Origin of the sequence: Dokdonella ginsengisoli, assembly GCF_042652785.1 — a bacterium.
In the GTDB taxonomy this organism is placed as follows: Bacteria; Pseudomonadota; Gammaproteobacteria; order Xanthomonadales; family Rhodanobacteraceae; genus Dokdonella_A; species Dokdonella_A ginsengisoli.
This window is the reverse complement of the sequence record NZ_JBHSHD010000006.1, coordinates 225,404-241,976: the sequence shown is the minus strand read 5'-3', so window position 1 is coordinate 241,976 and position 16,573 is coordinate 225,404. Positions and strand designations below refer to the sequence as shown.

The window sequence follows — 16,573 nt, the reverse complement described above, 5'->3', positions numbered from 1 at the left end:
CGCGCTCCGCCGTGCGTGCGACGCGGCGCCGGGCGTGGACGGACTTTCCGTACAACGACGACCTGTCCTGGCATGGGCGATCTCCCGCCGACCGCGTTCAATCCGGCGATGCGGGCCCGCGCATCACCGGTTCCGATCTTTTTCTTCTCAGCCGGCCGACGCCCCCTGCGCCGACTCGCGCATCGGTTCGGCATCGAACTGATGCAGATCCAGATGCTCGGTCGCGACCGGCTTGTAGTCCGCACCGAACGCAACGTCGCCGAGCTTCCAGCCCGCCGGCGTCCACAGCGCACCCCAGAAGCGCCGGAACGCGCCCCACTGCATCGCGACCAGGCCGCGCTCGTTGTCAACGTCGACCATCGGATCGGCCACGCCGGTGCGCCGCGGCGGCTCGCCGTACAGCGCGGTGCCGAACAGCACGTCCCAGATCGACAGTACCTGGCCGTAGTTGCAGTCGTGCAGTCGCGGCCGTTCGGGGTCGACGATCATGTGGTGCAGGCGATGGAATTTCGGATCGACGAAGATCCGCTCGAACACGCGGCCGAAGCCGAAGCGCACGTTCGCGTGCGAGAAGTTCTGCACCAGCTCGGCGATGAACAGCAGCAGCGCGAACTGGTCCGGCTCGATGCCGATGAACAGGGCGACCGTGGCCAGCACCATCGACTGCAGGAAGCCGTCGACGTAGCTGCCGCGGTCGTTGGTCCAGCAGCTCATCTGCCGCTGGCTGTGGTGCATGCTGTGCAACGCCCACCACCACGGGATGGCGTGCTGGGCGCGATGCATCCAGTAGTAGACGAGGTCGTAGATCAGGTAGTAGACGGCGAACAGCGCCAGCGGATGGTGCTGGAACCACGGCACCCAGTGCGCCAGGCCGGTGGCGACCTCGTCACTGCCGGTGGCCACCGGCACGCCGCCGGAGAACGCGTTCGCCAGCGGCGTCAGCACCAGGTAGGCGAACAGCGGATTGAGGCCGAGCAGCATGACCAGCGTGTAGGTGCGGTCGATGCGCGTGTGGCGGCGATCGTTCCAGTGTTCGGCGGGCGCCAGGCTTTCCAGCGGGCGGAAGATCAGCCCGATCACCAGCACCTGCGCGATCGCGATCAGCAACGCCGCGGCGATCTCGCGCGGATCGCCGGCGAGGCCGTTCAGGTGAACCAGAGCGAGGAACGGCGTGACTACGTACGCGTCCAGCCCGTCGACGGCATGGGACCACAAGTCGAGCATGTCGCGATTGTAGCGCTGCCGCCGGCGGCCGCGGCCGCCCCGCGACGTTCGTCTGCCGCCCGTTTCATCACGAAACTTTCACGAAAGGCGGCGTCAGGCCGCCGCCGGCCACTGCCGGAACACGACGCATACGTCGGTCGCATCGCGCACGGCGAACTCGAGGGCGCCCCACGGCTTCTTCGTCACGACCGGACTGTCCGGATGCAGCAGGTCCGGCCGGCGCGAGCGGATCTCCACGTGCAGCACGCCGATCGTGTCGGTCTCGATGGCGAATTCCGGACGGTTCTTGCCGGCGTGCTCCGCGCTCTGGATCAGATAGGCCTTGGCGCCGTCGCGCTCGACCACCGCCATGCCCTCGTCCTGGTGCAGGACCAGGAAACCGAGCCCGTCGACGAAGAAATCGAAGCCTTCGTCGAGGTGTTCGTAGAAGATTTTCGGAATCAACTTCTGCAGCATCGCCGCGCCTCCTTCGTGGATCGCATCATCCGCGACGGAGCCGGGGCGAAGCTGCGTAAACGGTCGCAAATCCAAATCTCCAATACGCACGGCGCCGTGACCGGCGTTCACGCGGCGTCGACGCGGGCTGCGCTTCAGTCCGGCAGCGCGCCGATGAAATCGGTCTTGCCGATCTCCACGCCGTTGTGGCGCAGGAGCGCGTAGGCCATGCCGACGTGGAAATAGAAATTCGGCTGGGCGAAGCCGAGCAGGTACGGCGCCCCCTTCAGCACCAGCTCGCGACCGCGCACCGGCACGCTGATCTCGCGCTCGTCGCTGCCCTCGAAGCGGGCCGGATCCAGCGTCTTCAGGTAGTCGAGCGTCTTGGCGATGCGCGCCTGCAGCTGCTCGAAGGTGGTTTCGTCGTCCTCGAACACCGGCCGCTCGGCGCCGGCCAGGCGGCCGCTGCCGTTCTTGGCGTGATCGGTCGCGATCTGCACCTGCTTGGAAAGAGGCAGCATGTCGGGGTACAGGCGCGCGCCGACCAGCACGGCCGGATCGATCTTCTTCGCGGCGGCGTGCGTGGCGGCCTTGTCGAGGATGGCGGCGAGGTGGCCGAGGTTGCGCGCGAACACGGGAACCGAAGCCTGGTACATCGAGAGGGTCATGGCGAATCCTGCGGTGGCGGAGCGCCCGACGTTGAGGCCGTCCCGCACCGTTGCAAGGGCGGCGGCGGCCACCGACAGCCCGGGCGCTGCTACCCTCGCCTGCCCTGTACCCTCCGGCCGCCGACGGCCGCTCCCGTCATGAAGATCTGGGTCGACGCCGACGCCTGCCCGAAGGTGGTCAAGGAAATCCTCTACCGCGCCGCCGAACGCGTGCGCGTGCCGCTGATCCTGGTCGCCAACCAGCCGCTGGCCGTGCCGCGCTCGGAATTCATCAGCAGCCGCAGCGTGGCGCAGGGGCTGGACGCCGCCGACCAGGCCATCGTCGACTGGGCCGAGGCGGGCGACCTCGCCGTGACCGCCGACATCCCGCTGGCCGCGCGCCTGGTCGAGAAGAACGTGCTCGCGATCAACCCGCGCGGCGAGCTGTACAGCCGCGAGAACGTGCGCCAGCAGCTGTCGATGCGCGACTTCATGGACGAACTGCGCGGCAGCGGCGTGCAGACCGGCGGCCCGCCCGCCTTCCACGCGCGCGACCGCCAGGCGTTCGCCAACCAGCTCGATCGCCTGCTGGCGCGCCGGACGCCGTAGCCGCGTCTTGCGGCACTCGCGTGCCTCGCAACATCTGAGACGTCGCGGCGCATACTGGCGCGCAGATGAAATCCGGCCCCCGCCCGTTCAGCCCCGACCGCATCGATGCTCCCGCGCGCATCAAGGGCCGCGGCGCGGCCTCCAACCCGGAAGGCCGCTTCGAGTCGATCGAGAAGACGCGCGAGGACGACGGCTGGCACCGCGAGGAAGCCGACGCGCCGCGGCCGCCGACCCAGATCACCGAAGAACGCGCGCGTTCGATCATCAGCCGCAACGATTCGCCCGACATCCACTTCACGCAGTCGATCAATCCCTACCGCGGCTGCGAGCACGGCTGCGTCTACTGCTACGCGCGGCCGTCGCACGCCTACCTGAACCTGTCGCCCGGCATCGATTTCGAGACCCGGCTGTTCGCCAAGACCAACGCCGCCGAGCTGCTGCGCAAGGAACTGGCCAAGCCCGGCTACGCCTGCTCGCCGATCAACCTCGGCGCGAACACCGACCCGTACCAGCCGATCGAGCGGCGCTACCGCATCACGCGCTCGGTGCTCGAGGTGCTGTACGAATGCCGGCATCCGTGCACGATCATCACCAAGAACGCGCTGATCGAACGCGACCTCGACCTGCTGGTGCCGATGGCGCAAGAGCGGCTGGTACACGCCTTCGTCTCGGTCACCTCGCTGGACAACCGCCTGTCCAGCGCGCTGGAGCCGCGTGCCAGCGCACCGCACCGGCGCCTGGAAGCCGTGGCCGCACTGAACGCGGCCGGCGTACCCTGCGGCGTGATGGTGGCGCCGATCCTGCCGATGGTGACCGACCGCTGGATCGAGCAGATCCTTCAACGCGCCGCCGCCGCCGGCGCGACGATCGCCGGCTACACCGTGCTGCGCCTGCCGTACGAGCTGAAGGACCTGTTCCGCGAATGGCTGGAGCTGCACGTGCCGCAGCGCGCCGCGCACGTCATGAGCCTGATCCGCCAGATGCGCTCTGGCCGTGACAACGACCCCAACTTCGGCTCGCGCATGCGCGGCGAAGGCGAGTTCGCCGAACTGATCCGCCAGCGCTTCCAGCTCGCCTGCCGCAAGCACGGCATCGGCCGCGGACGCGAGGTGCGGCTCGACACGAGCGCGTTCCGCCCGCCGCGTGCGGCGTCGCCGCAGGGCGAGCTGTTGTAGGCCGCGGGCGAAGCTATTTCTTCTGCGTCTTCTGTGTCAGACGCGCTGTCGGAACGCTCAGCAAGGCGAAGTCGTTGCGGACCCAGCTGCGCTCGCCGCGCTCCTGGTCGAGAAGGACGGTCTGGTCGTGGTAGCGCCGCCTGGGCAGCGCATCGCTCGGATTCGCGCCGATGTCGTAGTTGAGCATCGTCACGGTTTCCGCCGCCGCGGCCTCGAGCACCTGCGTCCACTGCTCGGCACCGAGTTCGCCCCAGCCAGTGCCACCGGGAGCATCCTCCCGCGGCAGCACGTATTCGAAGATCTGCCAGTAGCGGACCTTGGAATCGAGCCTGCCTTTCGCGTTCTGCGCGCGGTCGACAAGGGTGACGTCCAGCGCGTACGAGAAGAACGAACCATCGTAGCTCACCGAATAGCGCGGCGTGAGGACGAGGATGTTGCTGCCGACGGTCAGCGTCTTCGCCTTGGCGTCGTCCCTCTCCGCCCGGTCCAGCCTGACCAGGGCGATGTCCCCGGCGATGCGCTCGCGATCCAGGCCTTCCAAACTGCGATGGATGAGCTCGTCGATCGAAAGACCGCTCGTACGTTCCTGGATCGGCCGCTGCTGCTCCTTCGCCACGTTGCTGCGATGGGCAGTGACCGCCGTGTCGATCAACGAGCCGATCAGGCCCGCCGCGGCGCCGGCGGCGAAACCGCCCGCCGCGACGGCCGGCGAACCCGCCATCTGAATGCCGGCGGCCGCGCCCTGCACCGACGGCTGATACGAAACTTCGATCTGGTGCTGCGTCAGACGCACTTCCACGTCGACGTGCTGCGCCAGCGGCAGCGCCAACGGTTCACTGCGCTGAACGCGCGGCCCGGTGGCGCAGGCGGACAGGAGGAGAAAGAGAAACGGTGCTGCCTTGCGGATTTTCATGTTCTTGCTTCCTTGCGTTAAGGATTTCTGGAAAAAATTTATCTGGGTGACGCCTTTGCCGACGTCACGGGCCGTACTCGTCACGCCTGCGGAAACTTCGCCAGCGGGGAGTCATTGATTTGGCAGCCCGTATGAATCACGCCGGCCGACTCGGCCATCTCGTAGCCGGTTCCGCCGTGCGTCGCGTTCGACTTCAGCGACGCTGGACGCTGACCAGCGTTCGATCCGAATGATGCTGCGGCGCAGTCAGAAAACGGCACCGCCCGGCAACGATCGTGTTTTGAGAAAGACTATAAATATGGAGACCCCTCGAATCCCATATCGCTTTCCATCACGAAACAAATGCTCCAGGAATAGTTTTCGCTAAAAATTACACTTGGAGTCGAGAGCAATAGCCAAAATGCCAAAATTACACTGCTCACATTCCCTTCGATGGCAGGATCGGCCGCACTGCCACTGATATAAATGACAGGATCTTCCAAACAATCTTCTGTGATTATTTTATCGAAGAATCCCGTGATTCTGTTTGTTTTATTTCATGAACTTTATTCAAAATCAAAACTGCATCTTTAACTTTCCGCCAATCTATTTTCAATCCGAGCGATGGAAAAATTTCCCTAGCTTTGCAAAAAGAATTTTTTTCCGAATCGGCAATGCCCCTAAGCTTGTCTGATGTAAATTCATCCCTTCAACTCCCCAAAGATCTGCAGATCATATAAATCTACAATTAATCCGCGTCACTCAATTGAGCCTCGTCGCCTCTTGAATTAAATTGGCAATCGTCTTCTTTTCTTAAACCTACGCTATAATCAGAAGGTACCGGCACATCACTCTCTTCATTCATCCTCAAAGATAGACGATACTTCTTCCCAAGAAATAAACTTTCATTAGTGCAAACCGAAATGGTCGCGACATCCGCATCGGAGAACTTTTCGCCTTCATGCGCAGCTGAAATTCTCCTCATGACTTCGACAACGCTTATATTCTTTTTGCAATCGAATACCGTGCATCTTCCGTGAATTTCAGTAATCCTTCCTTCAACCACCAAGTCCGGCTCCTCAGCAACATCCACGGCCGATTCTTCTTCTTGAGCGAAAGCGAGTAGCCCCTCTGAAAAAAAGATATTCTTTGCGACAAATAAGAAGAGAAGAAGAAGAGTTCTTTTATTGCTCAGCATGGCGTTCAATGCTCCTTCATTTCTTGGCCGCACGCACAAACGTCCCTGCATCGGTCTCAGCGCCCCCTCGTCGCGTCGCGGCACTAGCACCAGGCGTCGAAGCTCGTGGGATCAGTTGTTATTCCCTTTGCAAAACTGCCAAATCAAGCCCCACAGCGCCCATACGGAAAAATATATTCCAATAGCAAATCAGCTACTGCAAACTCTCGTAGAGTCGAATGCGCTCCTCTGGCACATCCAGTCGATCAAACTCTCGAGCAAAGTCCTCCATCGTAGCGCCGACCTCTAGCCCATATTTCCACAACGCGACAGACACTACTTGCTGAAGAAAGCGCATAGCCGCCAAGAAATCATGGCTGCTATCGTAGGACTTTCCTTTAATTAGTCGCCGCAGGCCAAGATATATTGATTCAAAGTCCGATCTATTTTTATTAGAGAATATGCCCTTGTAAATATTTAGCTCATTTCTTCTGTCGTCACTGGAAATATTGGGACGATCGACCCCTCCCAAATACTCCTCTATCCACGGCACCCTGTCTTCCCCATCAAGGAGAAATAGAGAGTATATTTTTTCCATAAGCTCATTAATCATACGCTAATCTCTTCTTGGTTGTAGGTGCCACACTTCCTTTGTGGTTGGATTATATATCATCTCATAGTGATCATTAGTGTATCTGTTAAATCCTGGCATTCTATCAGGCACTACTTTTGTTGCTGTATTTAATACTTCTTCCGCCTGTAGAAATGGCGCCCCTCGCCCCGTCGCCCACAGTTTTTTGTAGTAATACTCAGAGAATTTGAATGCAGATTCTGCGGTCTGATAGAAACGATCTATAAGGTTTATCTCTCTTCCAATTGATACCCCCATTTTTACCGCTGCGCTTCCTGCCTTCGTCGGCGGAAATGCGCCAACTGCGGCTAATCCCCATTCAGCGGAATTACATGTGCCCGAAGAAGCACATCTCGCAACATCATATCCAGGAATAAATCCAAGAAGCTCATCGACAAAGTTACTTGCTAGTGATTTCGTGGCGCCTTTAACCTGCTCTATGTCGCCTGCAGCCTTATTAGCCGTAAACATCGCCATGTGAGCCATGCTATTAAAGGCATACCCAAACGCCGCCGTAACCGCCCCATTGGCGAACTTCCCTCCCCCCGCCACCGAGGCCGTGCCGCCCACCACCGAGCGGAGGATGCCTTCGGCAAGCGGATCCTGAGCCCGGCCGATCACCGGACTCAGCGCCTCGCTCACGCCCGCGCTGAGGAATCCGTGGCCGAACCGCCCGCCCTGCAATGTTTCCATCACGCCGCCCGCCATGCCGTGACTGAGGGTCTTTGCGGCGTAGCCCTCGAAGCTCAACCGGCCGCCGTCGAACATCCAGTCTCCGCCCACGCCCTGGCTGAATGACGTGCCGATGCCGAAGAACAGGCCCGAGCTGACGGCGCCGGCGACGGCCCCTTTCAGCGACCCGGACTGCACGGCTCCCGCCGCGAATCCGCCGGCAACCGTCCAGGCGGCGGCGTTCCAGATCGCGCCGCTGCTGACCGCGGCCGACACGCTGCCGGCGGTGTGGATCACGCCGGCGGCCATTCCTCCGGTCCAGTAGCTGATCGCCACCGCCGCTGCCATGCGCGCGATGTCCCCCACCGACAGATACCCACTCGGATCCGTATACGCCAGCGGGTTGTTGAACGTGTAGCTGTAGCGGTTCCAGTTCTGCCCGTTGCCGGGGCTCTGCACGAACGGATCCGCCTGCAGGAACCTCGCCAGCTGCGGGTCGTAGATACGGCCGTTCATGTGGATCACGCCGACCGACTCGGCCATCTCGTGGCCGGTGTAGCCGTGCGTCGTGCTCGATCTCAGCAGGCTTTCCAGACCTTGCGTCCACGGCACCGCCGCTCCCCAGCTCGCCGCGTCGCGGCGCTGGCCCCAGGCGTCGAAGCTCGACGGACTTGCCGCGTTCACCGGCTGCAGCGTCATCGCGCCCAGCACCTGGTGGGTGCTGCCCTGGCGGTCGGTCAGCAGCACCTGCCGCGTCAGCCGGTAGTTCGCGCCGCTGCCGCTTTGCACCACCAGCACGTTGCCGACGTAGCGGCGCACTTCCTGCAATGCGCCGGCGCCGTCGGTCGACGTCGCCGTGTAGCGGATCTGCGCGCCGCCCACCTCGTGCACCACCGTGTCCGCGCTCAGCGCGCCCGCGCCGGCGTAGTCCAGGCGGCGCACGCGTTCGCGGCTGGGGCCGTAGCGGAAGCCGACGCGGTTGACGCCGTCGCGGATGTCGCTGACCTGGTCCGCTGCCGTGTACGCGATCGTCTGCGTTCCCTGCGACGTCACCCGTCTGGCCACGTTGCCGTTGGCGTCGTAGCACAGCGAGGTGTTCGAGCCGGCGGCGCTCACCGCGTGCGGGCCGGGCGTCGCATAGCCGCTGCAGGCCGGCTCGCGCTGGCCGTAGCGGTACGGCGTGCCGACGTCGCTCTTGGCCAGGATGTTGCCCTGCGCGTCGTAGCTCTGCGTGCGCACGTACGTGGTCTGGCCGGCCTGGCGCACCGTCGCCGAGGTCAGCCGCTGCAGCGCGTCGTAGCCGAATTCCTCGGTCAGCGCATACGGACCATTGCCGTCGATGCGGCTCGTCACGTTGCCGATCAGGTCGTAGTCGTAGCGCACGTTCTGCAGGATGCCGGCGGTGACGGACTGCACCAGGATCTCCCTCAGGCGCCCGGTGTCGTCGTCGAAGCGCCGCTCCTGCGAGTACTCCATGCCCGGCGCGGCGCGTTCCTTCACGGCCTGGCCGCGCGCGTTCACCGCCTGGATTTCGCGATAGGTGAGCACGCGGCCGTCACGCAGCGGATAGGCCGAGCGGATCTCGCGCAGGTAGCCGCCCTCGTAGCGGTTCTGCTCGCCGGTCCTGGGCTGCCCCGGCGCCTGGAAGAACTGCTGGAACGGGCGTCCGAACGGATCGAACGTCCACTCCTGCACGTAGTTCTTGCCGTCCAGGCTCGTCTCCGTCCGCGCCGGGCGGCCCAGGTCGTCGTAGAAGAAGTTGCGCGCCAGCTGGCCGTTGGATTCCTGCGTCGGCTGGCCGGCGCTGGCCGTGTCGTAGACCCAGGTCGCGGTGGATTCCAGGGTCGCGCACGCGCCGCCGTAGTCGCGGCGGCGCCAGACGCGCCCGCGGCCGTCGTAGTCGTTCTTCGTGCACGCGCCGCGCGGGCTGGTCTGGCGGATCACCTCGCCGGCGCCGTTGACCGCGTAGGACCAACCCGAGCCTGCGTCCGGATCGGACATGCCGATCTTGCGGCCGAGCGTGTCGTAGACCATCGTCGTGACGAGGCTGCCACGGCGGATCGTTTCCGGATTGCCGGCCGCGTCGTACAGCGTCGCCACCTCGTAGCCGTTCGCATCGATGCTGCGCACGGTCTCGCCCAGGCCGTTGCGGATCTCGGTGAGGGTCTGGCTCGGGCCCAGTCCGCCCACGCCGTTCGGCGGCAACGTGGTCACTGTGCGCAGGCCGCTGTAGCCGATCCTCGTCGTCGCGCCGGTCCCCGTGTGCCGGATCGTCGTGGGGCGGCTCAACGCGTCGTAGCTGGTCTCGGTCCAGGTGAGAGCGGTGGCGCCCGCCGGCCGCGCCGCGTTGGCGCCCGTGTCCGTGGCGAAGAACGGATCGTATTGGCGCGCGACGTTGCCGACCGCGTCGTACTGCACCATCGCGGCGGACCAGGTGTTCGACGCGAAGCCCTGGGTCAGGGTGAGCACCGGCCGTCCCAGCACGTCGTGGAAGGCGATGCTGGTCGGCGCCCCGGACTTCGTCGTGGTCGCGCGGTAGACCAGGCCCAGATTCGCCGGGCACGACACGCTCGGCGTTCCCGCCGGAACCTGCACGCCGCTGCAGTAGCGCGCCTCCCAGCGTGTCGAGGCGCCGTCCTGCGACCAGCTGAAGCGCTTGCGGCCGAGGGTGCCGTAGCGGATCTTCGCCTTGGTTCCGTTGAAGTCCTGGATCTCCAGAGGGTCGCCGGACGGGGTGCGCGCGGCCACGCTCGAGGCAAGCTGGCGCGCGCCGCCGGCACCGCCGGACGCCTGGAACAGTTCGTAAGTCGTGTCGGCGAAGCGGCCGGAAGGATCGTAGGCCGCACCGGACTGTCGCATCACGTCGGTTTCGACGTCCGGATGGAAGGCGAAGCCGCCGCCGCCCTGCGCCGTCTGCTGCCGGCACAGCGATTGGCTGATCCTCGTGCTGCACACGAAGGTTCCGGTGCGGTTTCCGAACGTGTCGTATGCGTAGTACTTGGCCACGGTCGGCGCGCCCGCGTCGACGCTGCCGTTCTTCACGCCTTCGACGCGCTCCGACTCGAGCATTCCCCTGGCGTCGTAGGTGAAGCTCGACTTACGTGTATTGGAGCTGCGCACGGTGCCCGAATCGCTCTTCGTCACGCGCGTGGTGACGGCGGTCGCCGTTTGCAGGCGGCCGAGCTTCCAGTTCGGCTCGTCGTTGTCGTAGAGGAAGGTGCTCGCCACGTCGACCGTCGCGCCGCCGCCGGACTTGCTGCTCCTGCCTGCGCGCGGATTGCCGTAGTCGTCGTAGTCGGCCATCGCGAAGTCGACGGATTCCGAACTGAGCACGTCGCCGGGATTGGCGGGGATGCCCTCGCCGAGATCGTAGTTGCCGGTCAGCGAATGGATGCGCGCGAGGAAGATCGGTGCCGGCGCGGCGGACCTCAGCGCGAGCTGGTCGACTTCATCGGGTTGCGCCCAGTACCACCCACCGGGGCACGCCACCGCCATCGTCTCGTCCAGGTCGAGCGGTGCAGCAGCATCCGCACCCGCCTCTCCGGTCACGAGCCCGGAAACGCACTGCTGGGTCAGCGCGCCGAGCTTGCTCCCCGAACGCCATTGCCACGTGTCCGAGGATTCCTTGACGACGAGCTTCTGGTTCGAAATGCCGGGCAGGTCGTCGTCGCAGGCGGAATTCAGTCCGCCCGCGCAGGGGGGAACGTATTTCATGCAGGCGGGCGAGTCGGCCGTGGCCGTCACGCCGCTCCCGCACGGATCGGCTTCCACGCGCGATGCGGGATCGAAGACTCGCGTCTGCGTGAAGTAGGACAGACCCGTGTACGGGAAGCGTTGCGTGTAGTACGAGTCGACTTCCGTCTTGTTCTGCACGTCGTAGGAGGAGACGCGCCGGAAGCCGAGCGAGCCGCGGCCGCCGGCCTGCACCTTGAGGCCGGCATAGCGGTACGTCACCGTGGCCTTGGCGTTCGCGCTGGCGAACGTCGGCGCACTGCTGCTGACGCTGCGCACGGCGTAGCTCGGCGCGGCGACGTCGAACACGGCCGAGCCGCGGCCGGAGCGGAAGAACGGCGCATCGTGGTCGCGCCGGTAGAGCGAGGAGAACGTGAGCGGACCGTAGTCGATCCGCGTGACGGCACCGAATCCGTTCTCGATCGTCGTGACGACGCCGCGCGGCTTGTGGTGCGCCTTGGAGCGGCGCAGATTCCACTTCGTGCCGCCCGTGTCGGCGAGGAAGCTGTCGATCGAGCCGTCGCCGTCGAAGTCGCCGATCACCGACATCTGGTTCGGGCTGGCCTTCGGATAGTCCGTCCGCACGATCGCCGTGGAAGACCAGTTGTCGCCGCGCCACAGCCACACGGAATAGTCCGTGCCGTCGCCGTTCCACAGATCGAGCTTGCCGTCGCCGTCGAAGTCGAGCAGCTGCAGGTACCTGGGATCCGCCTGGAAGCCGCCCGAGACGAGGGAGTCGGCGACCTGGGCGTCACGGGCTCCGGCATACGGCCCGCCGAGGCGATAGCGCCACTTGCCGTCGGCGAGGAGATAGACGAGATCGGTCAAGCCGTCGCCGTTGACGTCGAGCGTGCGGATCTTCTGTCCGGCCTGGGCGATTCCCTCTCTTTCGCCGACCGAGATCGCCGGCGGCGCGCCGAACGGGCGCGACGCCTGGAACACGAACGTCCCGTCGGCGGCGATGCCTTTGGAAAGGAACACGTCGAGCCGGAAATCCGGATCGCCCGAATCGCGCAAGCATCGGCGCGCGTCGACCAGGAAGCGCAGGTCCGCACGGCCGTCACCGTCGAAATCCGTGGCCTGGCTGAAGTTCTCCTCCTTGCGCCACAGGTTGGCGGTGCCGTAGCCGCAGCGGTCGCCGCTGAGCGGAGATCCGGCTTCGTTGAGGAACTTCACTTCGACCGGCGTGAGCGCGTACGGCGCAGCGGTGTTGCCGGTGCGCTTCATCAGCGCGACCCAGAACTTGCCGTCGCAGGCGCGGAACACGAGATCGGCCAGGCCGTCGCCGTCGACGTCCGCCAGCATGCTGCTGCCGAGGTACTTGGCCTTGGCGCTGGGCTGGTTCTCCGATATCCCGGCGGCCTGCAGCTCCACGGCCAGCTTCGAGGAATAGGTCCGGCACTGGGCCCAGTCGATCGTCACGGAGGCCATCAGCTCCGGATCGCCCAGCCCCGTTCCGGTGGAGCGGCGCAGATACCAGTCCATGCGGTTGCGCGGATCCCGGTCCTGGCCGTCCTGCGTGTTGAACGCGTACAGGAGATCGTCGCGGCCGTCGCCGTCGCCGTCGAATACCTCCCACAGTCCTCCGTTCAGATATCCGTTGGGGAACCGCATGCCGGGGTCGATCGTGCGCAGGGTCGGCGGTCCGTTCGGGCTGTCGGAGGTGAACGTGCTGATGCGCAGCGACTGGTCCGCCTGTCCGTTCGACATGGTGGTCCACCAGATGTCCGCGCGCTTGTCGCCGTTGAAGTCACCGACCTTGTAGTAGCCGCCCGGCGTGACGGGCAGGTTGCCCTCGAACGGATCGGTGTAGGCCGAAGCGAAACTCCAGCCCAGGCGCGTGGCCGGATAGCAGACGCCGTTGCGGGCCGAGCATTCCCTGAGCGAGAACAGCACGGGACGGCCGCGTGCCCACGCCGGCACATAGGGGTCGCTGACGGCGGTGTTGTAGGTCGGCTCGTAGTAGCGCAGCGTGCTGCCGTCGGCTGCCTTGACCTCGATGCCGCTGACCAGCTTCGACTGGCGGCGCGGACCGAGCACGGAATACGCCACGTCCGGCCGGCCCGAGTCCTGGTATTCGAACGCGACGCTGCCGCCGGCGTAGTTCACCCGGTCCAGATAGCGCTCTCCCGTCGCGGTCTGCGCGCCGTACTGGAACGCGATCGCGTTGCCGGCGACGTCCCTCAGCTGGGTCTGCAACCAGGCCTGCGCCGTGTAGCGCGTGCTCTGGACCGGTGCCGGCTCGAGGCCGGCCTGGGTGGTCGAACCGTCGGAGCCTTTCGTCGCCATTGCGGAGACCGTTCCGGCGGCGCCGCCGAACGTGCGCACGCTGCCGTCCTTGCCTTGCACGGTGAACACGTATCCGGTCGCGTCGTGCCTGGCGATGCCGATGCCCTCCAGCGCGGTAAGCCGCACGCGCTGGAAACTCTCGATCTCGGTGCGGTATTCGGCGCCGACCTGACGATGCGTTCCGCGCACCAGCAGCAGGCGCTGGCCGTCCAGGCAGAATTCGCTCGGCTCGGCGGTCGGGCCGGCCGCGTCGCCGGTTTCCACGCCCGGACGACACGCCACGATCGCGGACGCGCCTTCCAGGCTGAAGCCGGTGCCGAACGCACCGTCCGCGCCATTGCTGTTGTAGACCAGCGCCAGCGACGGCGACAGCCCGCCGGCCCCGGGCGGTGTCGCCAGCGGAATGCGGTACGACGCCCCGCCGGCCTCGTCGACGCGGAATTCGCCGGCGATGGCGCCGACCTTGTCCGATTCGACGTCCGCGCCGGGATCGGCGAACGGCGCCCGCGGCGGCGGCATGTCGACCGTGCCGCCGTCGCTGGCGTCGCCGCCTTCGCTGTCGGTGCTGGCCGTCGTCGTCGGCGTCACCGCGTGCACGGCGCCGCCGATGCGCACCTCGTAGTGGACGCGCGCGCCTGGCGCGAGGAGGTCGTCGACGCTCCCGCTGAAGCCGGCGACGTCGTTGCCGCTGTCGTCCTTGAGGGGTTCGAGAACCTGGGTGGATTCGTTCAGACGGTAGATCCGCGCGCCGTCGACCGAATTCCAGTTGACCGTCACCGTGCAGGCCTTCTGGCCGGACGGCACGATGCAGTTCGGCACGCTCGTCCATATCCTGCTGGCGATCGCGCTGACGTCGTTGGACGCGCCCTGCGGCTGGGCGAACACCTTGACCACGTACTGCACGCGGCTGCCGGCGGTCAGCTTGTCGATCACGTCGGTGCCGTCGATGCCCGCGGCGATTTCCTTGTCCGGCGCGCTTCCGACCAGATCCTTGCGGAACACCTTCGCGTTCGCCGAGCCCGCCAGCCAGCTGACCCGGGTCGGGCAGGTCGTGTCGTTCAGCGGCACGGAGCAGGCGTTCGGCGTCGCCTTGACGTAGGCCGACACGGGGATCACGTAGCTCGTCACGGCCAGATGCGTGGAGGTCGCAGGACCCACGCGCCGCACGGAATAGACGACGACCTCGTTGCTCCTGATCGTGTCGTTCTTGCTGCCGACCGACTTGTACTCTTCCCAGGGACCGTTCGGTTCGTACACCGGCGCAGCGCCGCCCCGGCTCACGCTGCGATAGATCTTGATCGGGCTGCCGGGAGAAACCGCATCGGGAGTGCGCCAGCTCACCTGCGTCTCGCACTGGGTCGAACCGTACGGGATCACGCAGCGCGTGGCGGAGATCGTACTTTCGCCGACGCGGACCGATCGCGTGGTGACCAGCCGGTTGGCGACCCTCAACCGATAGAGCAGGCGTCTTTCGGACCGGAACTCGTCCACGGCGCGGCCCCAGGCGCTGGCGCCGACGATGCCGTCGTCGCTCTTGCCGTCGCGGATCATCGGCAGCAGTCGCTGGGTATCGGCGTCCAGGCGCTCGACGTAGGCGAGGATCGACGCGTTCCAGGCGATGTTGACCTTGCACACGCCCCCGGCCTGGTTCTGCAGGTCGCAGTTCGGCGGCGACACGGTGAGGTTCTCCTGGTCGGTGATGCGCTTCACCGGACGGCAGGCCTCATTGCGCGGGGAGTCGGTCGGACATCCGGAAACATCGCTGCCGGCGGGCACCGCCGGCCAGTCGTTCGGCGGCCAGTTGATCGCCACCGGCGACGCGGAGGCGATCCTCAGGCCCATCACGGCGTTGTTCAGACCCGAACTGGCGCTGCTGTAGTACGCGCGGCCGAAGAAGTTGCCCGGTCGCTGGAAGCGTTTCTCCTCGACGCAGCCGGCCAGCGATTCGCAGTCCCGCGCGGACATGTCGTACTTGGCGGTGCGATAGACCAGGTCCACCTCGGTGCGGTCCACGGCGGGGGCGTTGCCGCCGACCCAGGCGGTGGACGGCCAGTCGGTCGGTCCGCTCGCACCCGAAGGCAGCAGCGGAATCTGCGCGGAGACCCAGGTCGGCTCCTTGTTCTGGTCGTAGATGTTGAGCGTGACCAGTTCGTGGAACGGATTGATCATCGAGACCGCGGCCTCGAATCCCGGCGTGGAGGGATCGGTCCAGATGCCGGTGTAGAACGGTCCGCGCGCGGAAGCGTCCGTGGCCGGCGGCGGCGCGGACTCCGTCGCCTGCTCCAGCGACGGCCCTCTCGCGGCCGGCGAATCGTTGCCGAAGGAGTAGATGCACTCGACGTTGCTCAGCGCCCTGCCCGCTCCGTTGTCGGAGTCCCAGCGCCAGACCACCGCGGCGCGCGTGGCACTGTCCTGCGGGAAGGCCAGCGTGATGCGGCCGATGCGCGAGAACGGTGGCGCCTGACGGTATTTCGGGCGATACGCCCCCGCGCTCCAGACGCGCTCGTTCGGCCCCGCGCGCTGCACTTCGGCCGAGTCCGACGCCAGCCAGGTCATGCCGCCGCCCACGCGCGGATAGAACGTGTGCCAGAGCACGCGCATGCGCGCCCCGTCGTAGGCCAGGGTCCAGCCGGTGCTGCTGCGCTTGGGGTTGGACCAGATTCCCGGCGGCGCGTCACCCGGATCGGGATTGCTCACGTTCGAGGTGCAGGCTGTGCGCACGTGCGCCAGCGCGGTCTGCATGTCCGCCTCGGCTTCGCTCGCATCGACGGCGTCCTCCGGCGGCACTTCCAGCGGCATCGCGCCTTCCTCGCCGGATTCGATCGAATTCCCCGAATCCGGCAGATCCGGAGAAGCGGCCGTGACCGCCGTCGCCACGCCCGGTTCGGACAGGAGCAGCGGCGCAGCACCGCGGGAATCGTCCGCCGCGATCGCTCCGTCTTCCGCCGGCGCGGGCGGCATCGCCGCGGCGACGTGCGGAGTCTGCGCAGGCGCCAGCCATCCCGACGACCACGCCCATGCACCTCCGGTGGCTCCCAATGCAAGCGCCAGACCCGCCCAAATCCCTTTCCTGCCCATGATCGTTCCTTG

General features: G+C 65.7%; 9 protein-coding genes. 2 read left to right on the top strand and 7 right to left on the bottom strand.

What is annotated here, in order from left to right; genetic code table 11:
• Nucleotides 1–147: 147 nt before the first annotated feature.
• From ACFO6Q_RS07080 to ACFO6Q_RS07070, 3 genes are all read right to left on the bottom strand, one after another.
• Nucleotides 148–1,224: a sterol desaturase family protein gene (locus tag ACFO6Q_RS07080; protein ID WP_380019904.1), complete on the bottom strand. Its 1,077-nt coding sequence runs from the start codon at nt 1,222–1,224 to the stop codon at nt 148–150.
• Nucleotides 1,225–1,317: 93 nt separating this feature from the next.
• Nucleotides 1,318–1,680: a VOC family protein gene (locus ACFO6Q_RS07075; RefSeq protein WP_380019903.1), complete on the bottom strand. Its 363-nt coding sequence runs from the start codon at nt 1,678–1,680 to the stop codon at nt 1,318–1,320.
• Nucleotides 1,681–1,814: 134 nt separating this feature from the next.
• The gene (locus ACFO6Q_RS07070; protein WP_380019901.1) at nt 1,815–2,327 is read right to left on the bottom strand and encodes a DUF1993 domain-containing protein; all 513 of its coding nucleotides are present in this window, start codon (nt 2,325–2,327) and stop codon (nt 1,815–1,817) included.
• 138 nt (nt 2,328–2,465) lie between these two features.
• Here ACFO6Q_RS07070 and ACFO6Q_RS07065 point away from each other — a divergent pair, with 138 nt between their 5' ends.
• Both ACFO6Q_RS07065 and ACFO6Q_RS07060 read left to right on the top strand, forming a co-directional pair.
• Nucleotides 2,466–2,915: a YaiI/YqxD family protein gene (locus ACFO6Q_RS07065; protein WP_380019900.1), complete on the top strand. Its 450-nt coding sequence runs from the start codon at nt 2,466–2,468 to the stop codon at nt 2,913–2,915.
• Nucleotides 2,916–2,980: 65 nt separating this feature from the next.
• Complete coding sequence (locus ACFO6Q_RS07060) at nt 2,981–4,090, top strand: PA0069 family radical SAM protein (protein WP_380019898.1); 1,110 nt, start codon at nt 2,981–2,983, stop codon at nt 4,088–4,090.
• Between the two features lie 13 nt (nt 4,091–4,103).
• On the opposite strand, the gene ACFO6Q_RS07055 is transcribed toward ACFO6Q_RS07060, so the two are convergent.
• The 4 genes from ACFO6Q_RS07055 to ACFO6Q_RS07040 all read right to left on the bottom strand — a co-directional run bounded on the left by ACFO6Q_RS07055 (nt 4,104) and on the right by ACFO6Q_RS07040 (nt 16,360).
• The gene (locus tag ACFO6Q_RS07055; protein WP_380019896.1) at nt 4,104–5,003 is read right to left on the bottom strand and encodes a hypothetical protein; all 900 of its coding nucleotides are present in this window, start codon (nt 5,001–5,003) and stop codon (nt 4,104–4,106) included.
• 727 nt (nt 5,004–5,730) lie between these two features.
• Entirely contained in the window at nt 5,731–6,189 is a 459-nt protein-coding gene (locus ACFO6Q_RS07050) for a hypothetical protein (RefSeq protein WP_380019895.1), read from the bottom strand.
• A 184-nt stretch (nt 6,190–6,373) separates the two neighbouring features.
• On the bottom strand, nt 6,374–6,772 hold the full coding sequence (locus tag ACFO6Q_RS07045; protein ID WP_380019894.1) for a hypothetical protein: 399 nt from the start codon (nt 6,770–6,772) through the stop codon (nt 6,374–6,376).
• A gap of 3 nt (nt 6,773–6,775) precedes the next feature.
• Nucleotides 6,776–16,360 (bottom strand): RHS repeat-associated core domain-containing protein, encoded by a 9,585-nt coding sequence (locus ACFO6Q_RS07040; RefSeq protein WP_380019893.1) that lies wholly within the window; start codon nt 16,358–16,360, stop codon nt 6,776–6,778.
• Between the last annotated feature and the right edge of the window lie 213 nt (nt 16,361–16,573).

Coding starts and splice junctions, on each gene's coding strand:
- ACFO6Q_RS07080 (WP_380019904.1), bottom strand. CDS start 1,224: ATGCTCGACTTGTGGTCCCATGCCGTCGACGGGCTGGACGCGTACGTA.
- ACFO6Q_RS07075 (WP_380019903.1), bottom strand. CDS start 1,680: ATGCTGCAGAAGTTGATTCCGAAAATCTTCTACGAACACCTCGACGAA.
- ACFO6Q_RS07070 (WP_380019901.1), bottom strand. CDS start 2,327: ATGACCCTCTCGATGTACCAGGCTTCGGTTCCCGTGTTCGCGCGCAAC.
- ACFO6Q_RS07065 (WP_380019900.1), top strand. CDS start 2,466: ATGAAGATCTGGGTCGACGCCGACGCCTGCCCGAAGGTGGTCAAGGAA.
- ACFO6Q_RS07060 (WP_380019898.1), top strand. CDS start 2,981: ATGAAATCCGGCCCCCGCCCGTTCAGCCCCGACCGCATCGATGCTCCC.
- ACFO6Q_RS07055 (WP_380019896.1), bottom strand. CDS start 5,003: ATGAAAATCCGCAAGGCAGCACCGTTTCTCTTTCTCCTCCTGTCCGCC.
- ACFO6Q_RS07045 (WP_380019894.1), bottom strand. CDS start 6,772: ATGATTAATGAGCTTATGGAAAAAATATACTCTCTATTTCTCCTTGAT.